This is a genomic window from Rhodococcus sp. NPDC057529 (assembly GCF_042802055.1).
Taxonomy (GTDB): domain Bacteria; phylum Actinomycetota; class Actinomycetes; order Mycobacteriales; family Mycobacteriaceae; genus Rhodococcus_F.
Map to the genome: position 1 here is coordinate 16,225 of NZ_JBHVEY010000035.1, position 15,282 is coordinate 31,506.

The 15,282-nt window shown below is 68.5% G+C and carries 14 protein-coding genes; 6 read left to right on the top strand and 8 right to left on the bottom strand.

The window, feature by feature from the left end:
* Positions 1–68 precede the first annotated feature (68 nt).
* Positions 69–1,589: an MFS transporter gene (locus tag ACFU5V_RS39640; protein WP_378706468.1), complete on the top strand. Its 1,521-nt coding sequence runs from the start codon at positions 69–71 to the stop codon at positions 1,587–1,589.
* On the opposite strand, the gene ACFU5V_RS39645 is transcribed toward ACFU5V_RS39640, so the two are convergent.
* The 6 genes from ACFU5V_RS39645 to ACFU5V_RS39670 form a co-directional block, all read right to left on the bottom strand.
* Positions 1,579–2,748 carry an ABC transporter ATP-binding protein gene (locus tag ACFU5V_RS39645; protein ID WP_378429998.1) on the bottom strand — a complete coding sequence of 390 codons (1,170 nt, stop codon included), beginning with the start codon at positions 2,746–2,748 and terminating at the stop codon, positions 1,579–1,581. The genes ACFU5V_RS39640 and ACFU5V_RS39645 overlap by 11 nt on opposite strands.
* A 4-nt stretch (positions 2,749–2,752) precedes the next feature.
* A complete protein-coding gene (locus ACFU5V_RS39650) occupies positions 2,753–3,589 on the bottom strand; it encodes a carbohydrate ABC transporter permease (RefSeq protein WP_276135936.1) in 837 nt (278 codons plus the stop codon).
* Between the two features lie 2 nt (positions 3,590–3,591).
* Positions 3,592–4,539, bottom strand: coding sequence for a carbohydrate ABC transporter permease (locus tag ACFU5V_RS39655; RefSeq protein ID WP_378706471.1), 948 nt, complete (start codon positions 4,537–4,539; stop codon positions 3,592–3,594).
* Complete coding sequence (locus tag ACFU5V_RS39660) at positions 4,536–5,900, bottom strand: ABC transporter substrate-binding protein (protein ID WP_378706472.1); 1,365 nt, start codon at positions 5,898–5,900, stop codon at positions 4,536–4,538. Before ACFU5V_RS39660 ends, ACFU5V_RS39655 begins: the two co-directional genes overlap by 4 nt.
* Positions 5,901–6,149: 249 nt before the next feature.
* Positions 6,150–6,641, bottom strand: a complete 492-nt coding sequence (locus ACFU5V_RS39665) for a general stress protein (protein WP_141471962.1) — start codon at positions 6,639–6,641, stop codon at positions 6,150–6,152.
* 67 nt (positions 6,642–6,708) lie between these two features.
* A complete protein-coding gene (locus tag ACFU5V_RS39670) occupies positions 6,709–7,671 on the bottom strand; it encodes an HpcH/HpaI aldolase/citrate lyase family protein (protein ID WP_378706473.1) in 963 nt (320 codons plus the stop codon).
* Between the two features lie 71 nt (positions 7,672–7,742).
* Between ACFU5V_RS39670 and ACFU5V_RS39675 the strand changes: the two genes are divergently transcribed.
* The 5 genes from ACFU5V_RS39675 (at position 7,743) to ACFU5V_RS39695 (ending at position 13,170) form a co-directional block, all read left to right on the top strand.
* Positions 7,743–9,014 (top strand): magnesium transporter MgtE N-terminal domain-containing protein, encoded by a 1,272-nt coding sequence (locus ACFU5V_RS39675; RefSeq protein ID WP_015889779.1) that lies wholly within the window; start codon positions 7,743–7,745, stop codon positions 9,012–9,014.
* Positions 9,011–9,532, top strand: a complete 522-nt coding sequence (locus ACFU5V_RS39680) for a DUF1003 domain-containing protein (RefSeq protein ID WP_378429994.1) — start codon at positions 9,011–9,013, stop codon at positions 9,530–9,532. The genes ACFU5V_RS39675 and ACFU5V_RS39680 overlap by 4 nt, the downstream gene beginning before the upstream one ends.
* A 115-nt stretch (positions 9,533–9,647) precedes the next feature.
* Positions 9,648–10,838: a lytic transglycosylase domain-containing protein gene (locus ACFU5V_RS39685; protein ID WP_378706475.1), complete on the top strand. Its 1,191-nt coding sequence runs from the start codon at positions 9,648–9,650 to the stop codon at positions 10,836–10,838.
* Between the two features lie 293 nt (positions 10,839–11,131).
* The gene (locus ACFU5V_RS39690) at positions 11,132–12,010 is read left to right on the top strand and encodes a lytic transglycosylase domain-containing protein (RefSeq protein ID WP_378706477.1); all 879 of its coding nucleotides are present in this window, start codon (positions 11,132–11,134) and stop codon (positions 12,008–12,010) included.
* A gap of 23 nt (positions 12,011–12,033) precedes the next feature.
* Positions 12,034–13,170, top strand: a complete 1,137-nt coding sequence (locus ACFU5V_RS39695) for an Mrp/NBP35 family ATP-binding protein (protein ID WP_072949613.1) — start codon at positions 12,034–12,036, stop codon at positions 13,168–13,170.
* Positions 13,171–13,236: 66 nt separating this feature from the next.
* Here ACFU5V_RS39695 and tatB read toward each other — a convergent pair whose 3' ends face one another.
* The gene (gene tatB, locus ACFU5V_RS39700; protein ID WP_378429991.1) at positions 13,237–13,668 is read right to left on the bottom strand and encodes a Sec-independent protein translocase protein TatB; all 432 of its coding nucleotides are present in this window, start codon (positions 13,666–13,668) and stop codon (positions 13,237–13,239) included.
* A 69-nt stretch (positions 13,669–13,737) separates the two neighbouring features.
* Positions 13,738–15,258: a trypsin-like peptidase domain-containing protein gene (locus ACFU5V_RS39705; RefSeq protein WP_378706479.1), complete on the bottom strand. Its 1,521-nt coding sequence runs from the start codon at positions 15,256–15,258 to the stop codon at positions 13,738–13,740.
* Positions 15,259–15,282: the final 24 nt, after the last annotated feature.

A 15,282-nucleotide genomic window follows, 5' to 3' on the forward strand; every position in this document is an offset into this window, starting at 1 on the left:
CCCTTCGTTAGTTAGCCCCAGTACCGTGTTGGTTCACGCCCGTTCACCGACCCTGCAGGAGGACCCCCATGGCCGCCGGATCGACCACCGCCGCCAGGGCTCTCCTGCCCGTCATGTGCTTCGTCGTGATGATTGTCGCCGTTCTGCAGACGCTGGTGGTACCGATCGTCGGGACCATCGGTACGCAACTCGACGTCGGCCCCACCGCCGTCGGCTGGCTTCTCACGGCGAACCTCCTCGCGGCGGCGACCGCGACACCCGTCCTCGGCCGCCTCGCCGACCTCCGCGGCAAACGGCCGGTTCTGCTCGGGGTGCTCGCGGTGGTGCTGGCGGGGTCCCTGATCGGTGCGGTGTCGACGTCCGTGGAGGTGCTGATCTTCGCCCGGGTGCTCCAGGGTGTGTCGTTCGCGCTGTTCCCCATCGGCATCGCGGTGCTGCGCGACGAACTTCCGGCCGAGAAGCTGACCGGGGCGATGGGGATCTTCTCCGGCACTCTCGGTTTCGGCGGATGTTTCGGAATCGTCCTCACCGGTGTGCTGGTCTCCGACGGCGCCGACTTCCATCGCGTCTTCTGGCTGTCCTCGGCCATCACCGCGGCAGGACTCGTCCTCGCCTGGATCGCCATCCCCCGCCGCCCGCGCGCAGGCACGGGTTCCATCGACTGGATCGGCGCGGTCGGTCTCGCCGCCGGACTGGTGCTCGTCCTGCTCCCGCTCGCCGAGGGCGGCACCTGGGGCTGGACGTCTCCCGTCACGATCGCCAGCGCAGTCGCCGGAATCCTGGTTCTGGCCGGCTGGTTCCTCTACGAACGCCGGATCACCGATCCGCTCGTCGCACCCCGGCTGCTGACCAACCCACCCGTCCTGGTGACCCACCTGTCCGCCCTGGTGGTGGGCATGTCGATGTTCGTGATGTTCCTGGGCAGCTCGTACTTCGTCCAAACGCCACACGCCGTCGCCGGGTACGGCTTCGGGGCCACCGTCCTCGAGGCCAGCACCGTGTATCTGCTGCCGGGCGCGATCAGCGGCGTCCTCGCGTCGATCGCGAGCGGAAAACTGATCCACCGCTTCGGTTCCCGCGCCGTCCTGATCGCCGCGAGCGTCGTCGGGGTCGGCGGTTTCGTCGTGTTCGTCTTCGCCCACGACCGCACGTGGGAAGTCATCGCGGCGATCGTGCTGATCAACACGTACATCAGCCTCGCCTACGCGTCGCTGCCGTCGCTGCTCGTGGCCGAGGTACGGCAGAACGAGACCGGCGTCGCGAACAGCATCAACTCGATCGCCCGATCCGTGGGCAGCTCGGTCGCCAGCGCACTGCTCGCGACCCTGCTCGCCGGGATCACCCTGCCCGGGACCGATGTCCCGACCGAATCGGCGTACGTCATCGCGTTCGTCGTCGGCGCGACCGCCGCCGCGCTCGCCGGACTGCTGCCGTTCTTCGGGATCACCCGCACCACCCGCACGCCGTCCGACGAGGAGGAGGACGAGGTCCACGCGACCGCCCTCGCCGCCGAGTGGGGCACGGTCGGCGGTCTCGGCGGAGCGAACACCAGCCGTCCGGGTGAGCGCACCACCCCGGTCAGCGGGTGAGGTTCGCCCCCGAGTTCTGATCGAACAGGGCGATCTTCGCCCGGTCGAACCACAGTTCCACCGGCCTGCCGTGCACCGCGGACGACTCGGCCGACAACCTGGCAACCAGCTGACCACCCCCTGCGACGGCGGTACCCGAGTCGGCGGCCAGTTCCTCGAGTTCCCGGGAGTTCACCTGCGGCCCCTCGGCCGTGAAATAGGCATACTTGTCCGAGCCCATCGACTCGAGCACCTCGACGTTGGCCGTGAACGTGGCACCGGACTCCCGCTGCCCCGCATCGACGAGCGCCACGTCCTCGAAGTGCTCGGGACGGATCCCCACCACCACGTCCTTCGCCGAATTCGACGACGCGACCTTGTCGCGGGTCTCCGGCGGAAGCGTGAACTCGCCGATCGGCGTCGACACCCCGTCGGCGGTGAGCTGTCCCGGGAAGAAGTTCATCGACGGCGAGCCGATGAATCCCGCGACGAACAGGTTGTTCGGGTGGTCGTACAACTCCTGCGGCGCCCCGATCTGCTGGACCACCCCGCCGCGCAGCACCACCACCCGGTCGCCGAGCGTCATCGCCTCGGTCTGATCGTGCGTGACGTAGACCGTGGTGGTGCCGAGTCGCTGTTGCAGCCGGGCGATCTCGGTGCGCATCTGCACGCGGAGCTTGGCGTCGAGATTCGACAGCGGCTCGTCCATCAGGAACGCCTTGGGGCTGCGGACGATCGCCCGGCCCATCGCGACCCGCTGCCGCTGACCGCCCGACAGATTGGCGGGTTTGCGGTCGAGGTGCTGGGTGAGGTCGAGGATCTTGGCGGCGTCGTCCACCTTCGCCGCGATGTCCGACTTCGACATCTTCGCCAGGGTGAGCGGGAACGCGATGTTCTGCCGCACCGTCATGTGCGGGTACAGCGCGTACGACTGGAACACCATGGCGATGTCGCGGTCCTTCGGCGCCTTCTCGTTGACCCGCTCCCCCGCGATCCGCAGTTCACCGGACGAGATGTCCTCCAGCCCGGCGATCATGTTGAGAGTGGTCGACTTTCCGCAACCGGACGGCCCGACCAGGATGATGAATTCGCCGTCGGCGATCGTGATGTCGACGTCGCTCACCGCCTTGGCGCCGTCCGGGTACAACTTCGTCACCTTGTCGAGCACGATTTCGGCCACAGCATTATCCCTTCACGGCGCCGGAGGTCAGGCCGGCCACGATGCGTCGTTGGAAGAACAGCACGAAGACGATGATCGGGATCGTGATCACCATCGCGGCGGCGGCGATCGAGCCGGTCGGCTCCTCGAACTGGGAGGCGCCGGTGAAGTTCGCGATCGCGGCAGGCGCGGTGATGGAACGTTCCGTCGAGGTCAGCGAGATCGCGAACAGCAGATCGTTCCAGCAGAAGATGAAGACCAGGATCGCGGCGGTGACGATGCCCGGCGCCGCCAGCGGTGCCACGACCTTCCGGAACGCCTGCGCCGGGGTGGCGCCGTCCATCTTCGCCGCCTTCTCCAGCTCCCACGGGATCTCCTTGAAGAAGGCCGAGAGCGTGTAGATGGCCAGCGGGAGAGCGAACGTGATGTACGGCAGGATCAGGCCCGCCCAGGTGTCGAACAACCCGAGCCTGCGCTCGATGTCGAACAGTGGGCTCACGAGGGAGATCTGGGGGAACATCGCGATCAGCAGCGCCACCCCGACCAGCAGCTTCTTTCCCGGGAAGTCGAGGCGGGCAATGGCGTAGGCGGCCATGGTGCCGATGACGACGGCGATCACCGTGGAGATCAGACCGATGCCGATGGAGTTGATCAGCGCGCTGGTGAACGCGTTGGTCTCGAAGATGCCGCGGTAGTTGTCGAGGGTCCACTTCTGCGGAATGAACTTGCCGTCCTTGATCGTTCCCGCGGGTTTGAACGACAGGCTGGCGATCCACAGCACCGGGACCAGCGCGTACAGCAGGACCAGCAGGTTGACCACGGACCAGCTGATCTTGCGGCGAGGGGTGTCGACGACGGCCATGGTTATCGGTTTCCTTCCGTGTCGGCCCCGGGAGCCGACGCGCCGAAGAGCTTGATGAACACGAAGGCGAGCAACGCGACACACAGGAAGATGAGGACGCTGATCGCCGAGCCGATACCGAGGTTGAACGCCTTGAACAGGTTGTCGTAACCGAGGATCGACAGTGACCCGGTGTCGTTGGCGCCCTTGGTGAGAACGTAGATGTTGTCGAAGATCCGGAACGCGTCGAGAGTACGGAACAGCAGCGCCACGAGGATCGCCGGTTTCATCAGCGGCAGGATGATCCGCACCAGCCGCGTCCACGCCCCGGCACCGTCGACCTGCGCGGCCTTGAGGAGGTCGTCGGGGACGAGGGCGAGCCCGGCGAGCAGCAGCAGCGCCATGAACGGCGTCGTCTTCCACACCTCGGCGAGCACGATGATCGCGAGCGACGGGATCTGCTCCGTCAACGGGGCGCTCCCGTCGGGCAGCAGGTTCGCGAGGTACCCGGTTCCCGGCGTCCACGCGTAGTACCAGCTGTACGCGGCGGCGACGGTGACGATGCCGTACGGAATCAGCACCACCGTCCGGACGAGGCCCTTCCCCACCAGCGTCCGGTGCATCACGAGCGCCAGGATCAGGCCCAGGACGAACTCGATCACCACCGACACGACCGTGATGCCCACCGTCACCCAGAACGCCTGCCACCAGTACCCGTCCGTCAGCACCGACACGTAGTTGGCGAGGCCGACGAACTTCCGGTCGTCGGGGAACCGGAGGTCGTAGCGCTGCAGGCTCAGCCACACCGCGTACACGACGGGATAGGCCGTCACCGCGATCATGAGGATCGCGGCGGGGGCCACCAACCACAGCCCCAGCCGGCGTTCGGCCCGCTTCCCCTCCGAGATCTGGCCCTTCGACGCGGCTTTCGGCTCCTCGGCGCGGTCCGCCTGCACGGTTTCGGTCGTCACGGAATCAGCCCTTCCGAGTTGACCGCCTTGCGGACCTGCTCGGCGAGTTCGTCGACGGTCCGCGGCGGGTCGATGTCACCGACCGGATTCAACGTGGCGGTGATCAGGGTCGAAATGCTCTGGTACGCCGGTGACACCGGGCGGACGGACGCGGTGTCGAGGCTCTCCCGCACCTCACGCCACGCGGGGTATGCCTCCTGGAACGCCGGGTCGTCGTACAGGCTCGCCAGCGTCGGCGGCACACCACCGTTGACGGCGTTGTTGCGCTGGTTCTCCTCGTTCCGCAGGCAGGACACCGCCTCGAACGCCAGGTCCGGGTGCTGACTCGTCTTCGCGACCGCGACGTTGAATCCGCCGATCGTCACCTCGGCGGGCCTGCCGGGGATCACCGACGGGTACGGCGCAGGCAGGAAGTTCTGCTGACCGTCGACCGTGAGCACCGTGTTGCCCGTGTCCACGGACGTCGGATTGCCCTTGTCGTCGATGAACGGGAGGTCACCCTTCTCGGCGTTCTCGATCATGCCGGGCAACACGAACGGCCAATTGACCTCGAACGCAGCCTTTCCGCTCTCCATCCCGAGCCGGGACGACGCCTCGTCGCCCTGGGAAACCGACGGGTCGGCACCCTTCGCGGTGGCGACCCGCTTCATGACCTCGAGCGCCTGGACGGCGGCGTCGCCGTCCGCGACCGTCACCGTCGTCCCGTCGTCGGCGACGACGGACCCGCCCGCACTCGCGAGCAGGGTGTTGAACCACACCATCAGACCCTCGTACTGCTTGCCCTGCACCCCGATCCAGCTGGGCCGGCCCTCCGCGGCGAGGCCCTCCGCGATGTCGATCATCTGATCCCACGTCTGCGGCGGCTGCCCGTCCGGCATGAGGTCCTTGCGGTACCAGAGCAACTGGGTGTTGGTGTTCAGCGGTGCGGCGTACAGCTGGTCCTGCCACTTGGCCGATTCGAGGGGGCCCTCGAGTGTGCCCTCGGTGACCTCGGCGGCGATGCCGGGTGGGAGCGGCAGCGCCCATCCCGCCTCGGCGAACTCTGCGGTCCACACCACGTCGAGCGTCATGATGTCGAGTGACGTGTCGTTGCCGGTGAGCCGGCGGGCCAGCTGGAGACGTTGATCGTCCGCGCCCTTCGGCAGCGTGCGTTGCTCGATCGTGTACCGGCCGCCCGCTGCGGCCGTGCAGTTGGCGGCGGCCTCCGCGTACTGTTCGGCGCCGTCGGCGGCCGTGTAGAAGCTGAGGACGATGCCGTCTTCCGACGACCCGCACGCGGCCAGCAGGGGAACGGTGAGGACGGTGGCCGCACCGATCAGTCCCCACTTCAGCGAGCGTCCGGGCTTGGTGCGACGCAGCACAGCCGCCTCCTCGAGCGGCCCTCACGGATCCAGTCGCGGTACGGCTGGGCACGCGGGCCCGCACATTGGTTCCTGCCGGAACGCGCGCTCCACCGACAGGTCACGGTTTCGGCGAGGGCCGGGGCCCACGCATTGCGCCGTAAACCTATCCGACATCACCGGCGAACCGGGTGAAATCGCGGCGAACGTCGCGAATAGGACGCAATCCGTGACCCGACCGCAACCCGCCGCTCGACGTGGTCGCGCCGATCAGAGCGCCAGCTTGGCCAGCATGTCCCTGGCCCTCTCCGCCGACTTCGGCTCGCACAGCACGTCGTACCGCCCGGCGACCAGCTGCATGGTCGACGCGAAGTCCCGGGTGCCCCGCGTCGCCGCGTACGGGATCGTCGTGGAGATCAGCCCGAAGATGATGCCGCCGACGATGCCGACGACGAGCGGCGCCAGGAAGCCGCCCGTGACGATGCCCAGCAGCAGACCGAAGAACACACCGAGCCACGCGCCCGAAACGATGCCCCCGCCAATCACTTTCGCCCAGGTGAGGCGGCCCAGCACCCGCTCCACCTGCATGAGGTTGACCCCCACGATGGTGACGTCCTCCACCGAGAACTCCTGATCGGAGAGGTAGTCGACGGCGCGTTGCGCCTCCGCGTAGGTGGGATACGAACCGATGGGCCAGCCCGTGGGGGGTTCCGGCAGAGCCCCACGCCGCGCCCCGTTGGACTGTCCGAGTGGATTCGTCATCGTCAGCTGGTCTCCTCGTGTGGTTACCGCAGGATCTGTCCTGTGAGAACCATTCTGCCTGCCGAGACTAGTTCGCGTCGGGTCGCACGAACTCGGTGGTCCGTTTCATGCCCGCGGCGCGCCCCTTGGCGGAGATCACGAGCGCCATCTTGCGACTCGCCTCGTCGATCATCTCGTCGCCGAGCATCACCGCACCGCGACCGCCGCCCGCCGCGGACGTGTGGAATTCGTAGGCGTCCAGGATCAGTTCGGCCCGGTCGTAATCGTCCTGGCGGGGGCTGAACACGTCGTTCGCCGCCTCGATCTGGGTGGGATGCAGCACCCACTTGCCGTCGAAGCCGAGCGCGGCCGTGCGCTGCGCCGACCGCCGGAACGCCTCCACGTCGCGGATCTGGAGGTACGGACCGTCGATGGCCTGGACCCCGTGCGCGCGGGCCGCCATCAGGATGGTCATCAGGATGTGGTGGTAGGCGTCGCCGCGGTCGTAGCCGTCCGGCTGCTCCCCGACGACCAGCGTGCGCATGTTGATGCTCGCCATGAAGTCGGCGGGACCGAACACCAGGGTCTGCACGCGCGGGCTCGCCGTCGCGATCGCGTTGATGTTGGTGAGCCCGATCGCGTTCTCGATCTGCGGCTCGATGCCGATCCGGCCGACCTCGAGCCCGTTGGCCTTCTCCACCTGGGTCAGCAGCAGGTCCAGGGCCTGAACATGGCTGGCATCCGGCACTTTCGGCAGCAGGATCGCGTCGAGGTGGGCACCTGCCCGCCCCACGACCTCGACGACGTCGGCGTACGTCCACGCGGTGGTCCAGTCGTTGACCCGGACCACCTTGATCTGCTCGCCCCACCCGCCCTCGGCGAGCGCGTCGCCGACGGTGCCGCGCGCCTCCTGCTTGGCGAGCGGTGCCACCGCGTCCTCGAGATCGAGGAAGATCTCGTCGGCGGGCAGCCCCTTCGCCTTGTCGATCATCTTGCGGCTGCTGCCCGGAACGGCGAGAACGGATCGCCGTGGCCTGTAGACGGAACTCATGACGGACGATCCTCCACTTTCGCAGGTGTTCGATTCCCTGTATCTCTGAACAACGATCTAGCCTGGCAATCATGGCAGCTGCGAACAAGGTTTTTGCAGCCAGGCTGGCCGGCCTGGTGGTGCTCGGCCCCGACGGGGAGTCGATCGGCCGCGTCCGGGACGTGGTGATCACGGCCCGCGTCGGCAGGCAGCAGCCGCGCGTGCTCGGGCTGGTCATCGAATTGTTCACGCGCAAACGCATCTTCGTCCCGATGCTCCGCGTCACCGCCATCGAGCCCAGCTCCGTGACCCTCACCACGGGCAACGTCAGTCTCCGCCGCTTCCAGCAACGACCCGGCGAGGTCCTGGCCCTCGCCCAGGTCGCGGATTCCCACGTGCGCGTGGACGACCCGGAACTGGAGGAACTGCGCGACGCCGACATCATCGTCGTCGACCTGGGCATCGAGCAGACCCGCACGCGGGACTGGGTGGTGTCGAAGGTGGCGGTGCGCGGGCACCGCGGCAGGCTCGGCCGTCGGGCCGCCATGCACGTCGTCGGGTGGCAGCACGTGCAGGGCCTCACGCAGACCGACCTGGCGATGCCCGGTCAGGGCGTCTCGGCCCTGCTCACGCAGTTCGAGGGGATGCGCGCCGCCGACGTCGCGAACGCGATGCGCCTCCTGCCGGAGAAACGCCGCCACGAACTCGCCCTCGCACTCGACGACGAGCGCCTCGCCGACGTCGTCCAGGAACTACCCGCCGACGACCAGACGGATCTGCTCATGCACCTCGAAGTGGAGCGCGCCGCGGACGTCCTCGAGGCCATGGATCCCGACGACGCCGCCGACCTCCTCGGTGAGCTTCCCGAGACCGAGGCCGAATCGCTGCTGCAGTTGATGGATCCGCAGGACTCCGAGCCAGTCCGCCGCCTGCTCGAGCACTCACCCGACACGGCGGGCGGTCTGATGACTCCCGAGCCGGTGGTCCTCACCGCGTCGACGACGGTCGCCGAGGCCCTGGCCCGGGCGCGCATCTCGGACGTCACGCCCGCGCTCGCGAGCATGGTGTTCGTCGTCCGTCCTCCGACCGCGACGCCGACCGGCCGCTACCTGGGATGCGTGCACCTGCAGAAACTGCTGCGCGAGCCGCCCGCGAGCCTCGTCGGCGGACTGCTCGACACCGACATGCCGCGGCTGGCGCCCGAGGACTCCCTGACGGCGGTGACGCGGTACTTCGCGACCTACAACCTGGTGTGCGGACCCGTGGTCGACGACGAGGAACACCTGATCGGCGCGGTCACCGTCGACGACGTCCTGGACCATCTCCTCCCCGAGGACTGGCGTGAAGAGGAGATCGACGTATGAGCGAGAAGTCCCCCAGCGCGGCCGCCCGGAACCTGTCGGACCGGCAGCGCCTCGACACCCCACGCGGCACCCGCCGATTCCGGGTCTCGTACGACGTGGAGGCCGTCGGCCGGGCCAGCGAGAACTTCGCCCGGTTCCTCGGTACGGGGCGCTACCTGATGATCCAGACGGTGATCGTGATCGTCTGGATCCTCGTCAACGTCTTCGCCGTCCGCCTGCAGTGGGATCCGTATCCGTTCATCCTCCTCAACCTGGCGTTCTCCACCCAGGCCGCCTACGCCGCGCCGCTGATCCTGCTGGCGCAGAACCGCCAGGAGAACCGCGACCGCGTGGCCCTCGAGGAGGACCGCTCCCGCGCCGAGCAGACGAAGGCGGACACCGAATTCCTCGCCCGGGAACTGGCCGCGTTGCGCATCGCGATCGGCGAGGTGGCGACCCGCGATTACCTGCGGCGCGAACTCGACGAGATCAGGACGCTGCTGGCCGACGAGGAAGACACGCGCATCCGCCGGAAATGAGTCCGGCGAATCCCCCCAAACCTCGGCAGGGCCCATCACGGATATGTAACGTCAGTCACATCTTCTCGGATGTATGCGGTGTGCACAGGCGAAGAGCACCGCAGGGGGTGATCGAGTGCGGATACGTGGACTGTTGACGGTGACTGCCCTGACCGTGGGCGCAGTTGCCACCCTCGGGTCCTCGACCGGCGGTTCCGCGATCAGCGGCGCAACCGTGAGCACCACCGCCTACTCGTCCACGGGTGCGGCGACGGCCCTCGCGGCGTCGTCGATCACGCCGGGAAGCACTCCCCCGGCCGCGTACCTTCCGCCCGCGGGAATCGTGGCACCCACACCACGGGTCGCGCGGTCGCAGCGGGCCGCACCCCCGCCGCCCGCACCGGCGCCCGCGGTGACAAATCCCACATCCCATCGTTCGTCGGCGTCGCCGTCCGACACCGGGCTCATCGCCGCACCGGTGATATTGAGCGCTCTGGGTATCCCGGAGATCGTGCTCAACGCCTACCGGTCCGCGGAACTCGAGATGATGGCGGAGTCCCCCAAGTGCGGTCTGCCGTGGCATCTGCTGGCCGGGATCGGCCGCATCGAATCGGGGCACGCCGGCGGCGGCCGGACCGACTCGGTGGGCACCACGATCACCCCGATCCTGGGTCCAGTTCTCGACGGCAGGCTGGCGGGCAACGAGATCATCCGCGACACCGACCGCGGCGCCACCGACGGCGACCCCGGGCACGATCGCGCCGTCGGACCGATGCAGTTCATTCCGTCCACATGGGCCAAGTACGCGTCGGACGGCAACGCCGACGGCGTGGCCGATCCCAACAACGTGTTCGACGCGACGCTGGCGGCCGCCCGGTACCTCTGCTCGGGCGGTCTCGACCTCCGCGATCCGCTCCAGGAGACCCGTGCCGTGTTGCGCTACAACAACTCGGCCGCATACGCCGCCAACGTCATCACCTGGTCGAATGCGTACAGGAACGGAGGAACTCCGACGCCGAGCCAGCTGGCGGAGTCGGCCTCGCCGACGCCTGGACGGGTCGCCGACGCCGCGGCCGCCGCGGCCGAGTCGGACCTCCCCCGCGATCTCGCGACCACCCCGCAGCCGTCGACGGACGGTGCCGCCGCACCCACGACGCCCGATCCGGCCCCGCCGATTCCAGGGCTCCCGCCGCTGCCGCAACTGCCCTGTCTGCTCTTCTGCCCGCCCGCCGATCCGTCGGCTCCCGCGGCCGCCGTGCCCGACCCGGGAGCCCCCGCTCCGGTCGCGCCCCCGGCCACCGCTCCGGCTGTCGCCGTTCCCCGGTAGTCACCCCCGCGCCCGCCGCGCGCTCTGCCCATTCGCAGGGCGCGCGGTGACGTGCATGCGCGGGTCACCGGGCGCGTGTGCCGTCGACCCACACGCTCTCACCAGCCCCCGTTGCGTCCTGGCGTGACCTTGCCGTGTTCGTTACCCTCGCTCACGTGCGTTCCGAGTAACGGAACCCTCCGATACAAGTCCGTTTGATCACGGTTGAATAACGGAAAGATATCGAATCAGGTAGCCTCGATCCGGTCAGTTGAACGGAACACCCCAAGACGGGGGTCGCAGGAGGCAATCGAGTGGGTCGGCACAACAAGAAGACGGATTCCCATATCCGCCGCAATTCGGTCATCGCGCTTACCGGACTCGTCCCCATCGGACTGATCACCGCAGCCAACACGGCCGGCGCCGCACCCAAGGTCCCGTTCCTGTCCACGAGTTCCTCGTCGGAGGTCGCCGACGTCGCCCAGGAGGCGACCGACACCGCACCCGAGGCCGCAGAAGCCGTCACCCCGGTCGCGGAGACCGCCGCCGAGTCCGCACCCGCGGTCGAGGCATCGCCCGCGCCGCCGGCACTCGCACCCGTCCAGGCGACGCCGCCGCTCCCGGCGAGCATCGCGCAGGGCGCACTCGGCATCCCCGCCGTCAACGTCGCGGCCTACCAGAACGCCGAACGCATCCTCGCGGTCGAGCAGCCGGGTTGCGGCATGTACTGGACGCTCATCGCCGGAATCGGCCGAGTCGAGTCCACCCACGCCTACGACGGCAAGACCGACGACAAGGGCAACATGCTCAAGCCCGTCCTCGGCCCGGTCCTCGACGGCAGCCTCGGCGGCAACGCCGTCATCCGCGACACCGACGGCGGCAAGCTGGACGGCGACGCCAACTACGACCGCGCGGTCGGCCCCACCCAGTTCCTGCCCGAGACCTGGAACCGCTACGCGGGCGACGGCAACGGCGACGGCGTCGCCGACCCGCAGAACGTCTTCGACTCCGCGCTCACCACCGGAAAGTATCTGTGCGACGGCGGATTGAACGTCAAGGATCCGATCCAGGCGGCCAAGGCCGTGCACCGGTACAACAACTCCGCCGCCTACGTGGCGAACGTGCTCGCATGGTCCGCCGGCTACTCCAGCGGAATCATCCCGGCGGCCGCGGACCTGCCGCGCATCCACTGAGCGCGCATCCTTACCATTGAGTCATGCCAGTCCTGAGCGAGTCCGCTGTACGTAGCGCCTTGGCGCGCGTCCAGGATCCCGAGATCCGGAAACCGATCACCGAACTCGGGATGGTCAAGAGCATCGACATCGCGGCCGACGACAGCGTCGACATCGCGATCTACCTGACCACCGCGGGCTGTCCGATGCGGACCGAGATCAGCGACCGTGTCACCAAGGCCGTGGCGGACGTCCCCGGCGTCGGTGCGATCCGCGTCGAACTCGACGTGATGAGCGACGAGCAGCGCACCGAACTCCGCAAGTCGCTGCGCGGAGACTCCGCCGAGCCGGTCATCCCGTTCGCCCAGCCCGGTTCGCTCACCCGCGTCTACGCGGTGGCGTCGGGCAAGGGTGGCGTCGGCAAGTCCAGCGTCACGGTCAACCTGGCCGCCGCGCTGGCCGCCCGCGGACTGTCGGTGGGTGTGCTCGACGCCGACATCTACGGCCATTCCGTGCCCCGCATGCTCGGCACCGACGCCAAGCCCACGCAGGTCGAACGCATGATCATGCCGCCCGTCGCGCACGACGTGAAGATGATCTCCATCGCCCAGTTCACCCAGGGCAACACCCCGGTCGTGTGGCGCGGGCCGATGCTGCACCGCGCCCTGCAGCAATTCCTCGCCGACGTCTTCTGGGGCGATCTCGACGTCCTGCTGCTCGATCTGCCGCCGGGAACCGGCGACGTCGCCATCTCCGTCGCGCAACTGATCCCCGGCGCGGAGATCCTGGTCGTCACCACCCCGCAGCAGGCCGCCGCCGAGGTGGCCGAGCGCGCCGGCGCCATTGCCCTGCAGACCCGTCAGCGCATCGTCGGCGTCGTCGAGAACATGTCGTGGATGGACATGCCCGACGGCAGCCGAATGGACATCTTCGGTTCCGGTGGCGGTCAGGCCGTCGCCGACCGCCTCACGAAGGCCGTGGGTGCGAAGGTGCCGCTGCTGGGCCAGATACCGCTCGAGCAGGCTGTCCGGGAGGGCGGCGACGGCGGCGTTCCCATCGTCCTCGGCCAGCCGGATTCGCCGGCCGCGACGGCGCTCCGCGACATCGCCGACAAGCTGGCCGTCCGCAAGCGCGGGCTCGCCGGAATGTCGCTGGGAATCGACACCACCCGGCACCTCTAGGCGCTCCGCGCTCGTGCGCCTTTCTGGTTGTTCCCGCAACCACAACGGCGCACGAGCCCGAAGGGCCTACGTGGCGTCGAGGTCGATCGGGGGGCGCTCGCCCGCCGCGAGCGGCTTGTTCTGCGGAGCAGTGGGCGTCGACGGATCGGCGCTGACGGCCTTCGTTCCCGGGTTCGACTTGTCGAACGACACCGAACTCGGCTTGTCGAAGTTGCCGGTGAGAATCGAATCGTCACCGTCGAGAAGGTGTTTGGTGATGACGGCACGCGGGGTCATTCCGCGGAGCTGATTGAGATCCGCCAGCGGTTTGCGGAGATCCTCGAACTCCGGACCGAGTTCGTCCTTGAGTTGCTGGCTGGCGCCGCTCGCATACTCGCGGACCTGCCTCAGTGACTTCGTAACCCAGCTGATCGCACCCGGAAGCCGCTCGGGTCCCAGGATGACCAGAGCTGCGACGAGGAGGACCATGAACTCGCCCCAACCAATGTTGCCGAACACGTGGTCAGCCTACTGTGCGGTGCGGGTGCATGCCCAGGTGGCGGAGCGATTTCACAGCAACCTCTCGAGTCAATCGGAGGCCGGGGTCACGTCGACATCGACGAGCCGGCCCTCGCGGATCAGCTGAACCCGGACGGGCTCACCGATCTTCTGCAGGTTGACAGCGACGACCAACTCGTCGGCACTGGTGACCGTGCGGTCGCCGACCTTGACGATGACATCGTTCTCGACGATCCCCGCCCGCGCGGCCGGGCTGTCCGAGCGGACGTTGGCCACCTGGGCGCCGCTGGTGTTGTCGTTGACGACGGTGCGGGCGTTGACGCCGATGTCCGGGTGATGCATCTGCCCGTCCCGGATGAGGGTCTGGGCGACCGTGGTGACGTCGTCGATGGGAATCGCGAAGCCGAGACCCACCGAGCCACCGGATTCGCTGAGCATGGCGGTGTTGATGCCGATCACCCGGCCCGTGTCGTCGACGAGCGCACCGCCCGAGTTGCCGTGGTTGATGGCGGCGTCCGTCTGGACGGCGTCGATGACGGCGTTCGTGTCGGAGCCCTCGCCGGACAGTCGCATCGGGCGGTGCAGGGCACTGACGATGCCGCGGGTGACGGTCTTGCTGAGTCCGAGGGGCGAACCGACGGCGACGACGTCCTCCCCGACCTGCACGTCCCCGGACCTGCCGAGTTCGGCGACCGTCAAATTGTCGGCGGAGACCTTGAGCACGGCCAGGTCGGTCTTGATGTCGCGACCGACGATCTGGGCGTCCGCCTTCGTTCCGTCGGAGAAGATCACCTGGATCTTGCCGCCGTCTGGGGCGGTGGCGGCGGCGGAGATGACGTGATTGTTGGTGACGATGTACCCGGCGCCGTCGATGACGACACCCGAACCGGTACTGCCCTGGTCGCCGACCGCCACCTGGATGGACACGACGGAGGGCAGGACGGCGTCCGCGACCTGCGCGACGGGCGACTGCCCGAGGTCCTCGTCGCCGCCCTGCACGAGAGTGACGCTGTCGCTGGTCAGCGAACTGCGATCGGCGGTGATCACCGCCGCGAGCAGGCCACCGACCAGACCGATCGCGAGTGCGATTCCGCCCAGCGCGGCCAGCGCCTTCGGCGCCACCTTCCCGCCGAACAGAACCTCCCGGGCGCTGAGCGCGGGAGCCGGCGGCTGCGAGTGTTCCGTGGCGTGCAGCGCCGGAGAGCCGAGTTCGACACCCGCCGCGGGGTCGCGCCACGGGTCCGCCGGCGGCGCCTCGCCTGCCGGGACGGAGGGCGTGCGGTGGGGATCGCGCTGGATGGTGTCGACCTCGCCGTCCGGTCGGCCGAACGCCTCCGCCAGCACAGGGTCGGGTGCACCGACCTTCATGGAAGGTTCGCTCGCACGCCGGGCGTCCGACGGAGCGAAGGAACCGGTGACACCACCCGGTCGGCCGAACGCGCGGCTGGACGCCGCATCGATCTGCGGCCGGTAGACGGGTCTCGGATCGAGCCGGGGGGCGTCCGCCGGACGCAGCGTGCCCGACTCGTCCGCCACGGGACCGTCGGGAGCCGTCGCATCGGAACCCGGAGTCTTGTAATCCGCCGTCACGCTGTCGTGTCCCCCTCGTGTGCG

Coding starts and splice junctions, on each gene's coding strand:
- ACFU5V_RS39640 (WP_378706468.1), top strand. CDS start 69: ATGGCCGCCGGATCGACCACCGCCGCCAGGGCTCTCCTGCCCGTCATG.
- ACFU5V_RS39650 (WP_276135936.1), bottom strand. CDS start 3,589: ATGGCCGTCGTCGACACCCCTCGCCGCAAGATCAGCTGGTCCGTGGTC.
- ACFU5V_RS39665 (WP_141471962.1), bottom strand. CDS start 6,641: ATGACGAATCCACTCGGACAGTCCAACGGGGCGCGGCGTGGGGCTCTG.
- ACFU5V_RS39670 (WP_378706473.1), bottom strand. CDS start 7,671: ATGAGTTCCGTCTACAGGCCACGGCGATCCGTTCTCGCCGTTCCGGGC.
- ACFU5V_RS39675 (WP_015889779.1), top strand. CDS start 7,743: ATGGCAGCTGCGAACAAGGTTTTTGCAGCCAGGCTGGCCGGCCTGGTG.
- ACFU5V_RS39680 (WP_378429994.1), top strand. CDS start 9,011: ATGAGCGAGAAGTCCCCCAGCGCGGCCGCCCGGAACCTGTCGGACCGG.
- ACFU5V_RS39695 (WP_072949613.1), top strand. CDS start 12,034: ATGCCAGTCCTGAGCGAGTCCGCTGTACGTAGCGCCTTGGCGCGCGTC.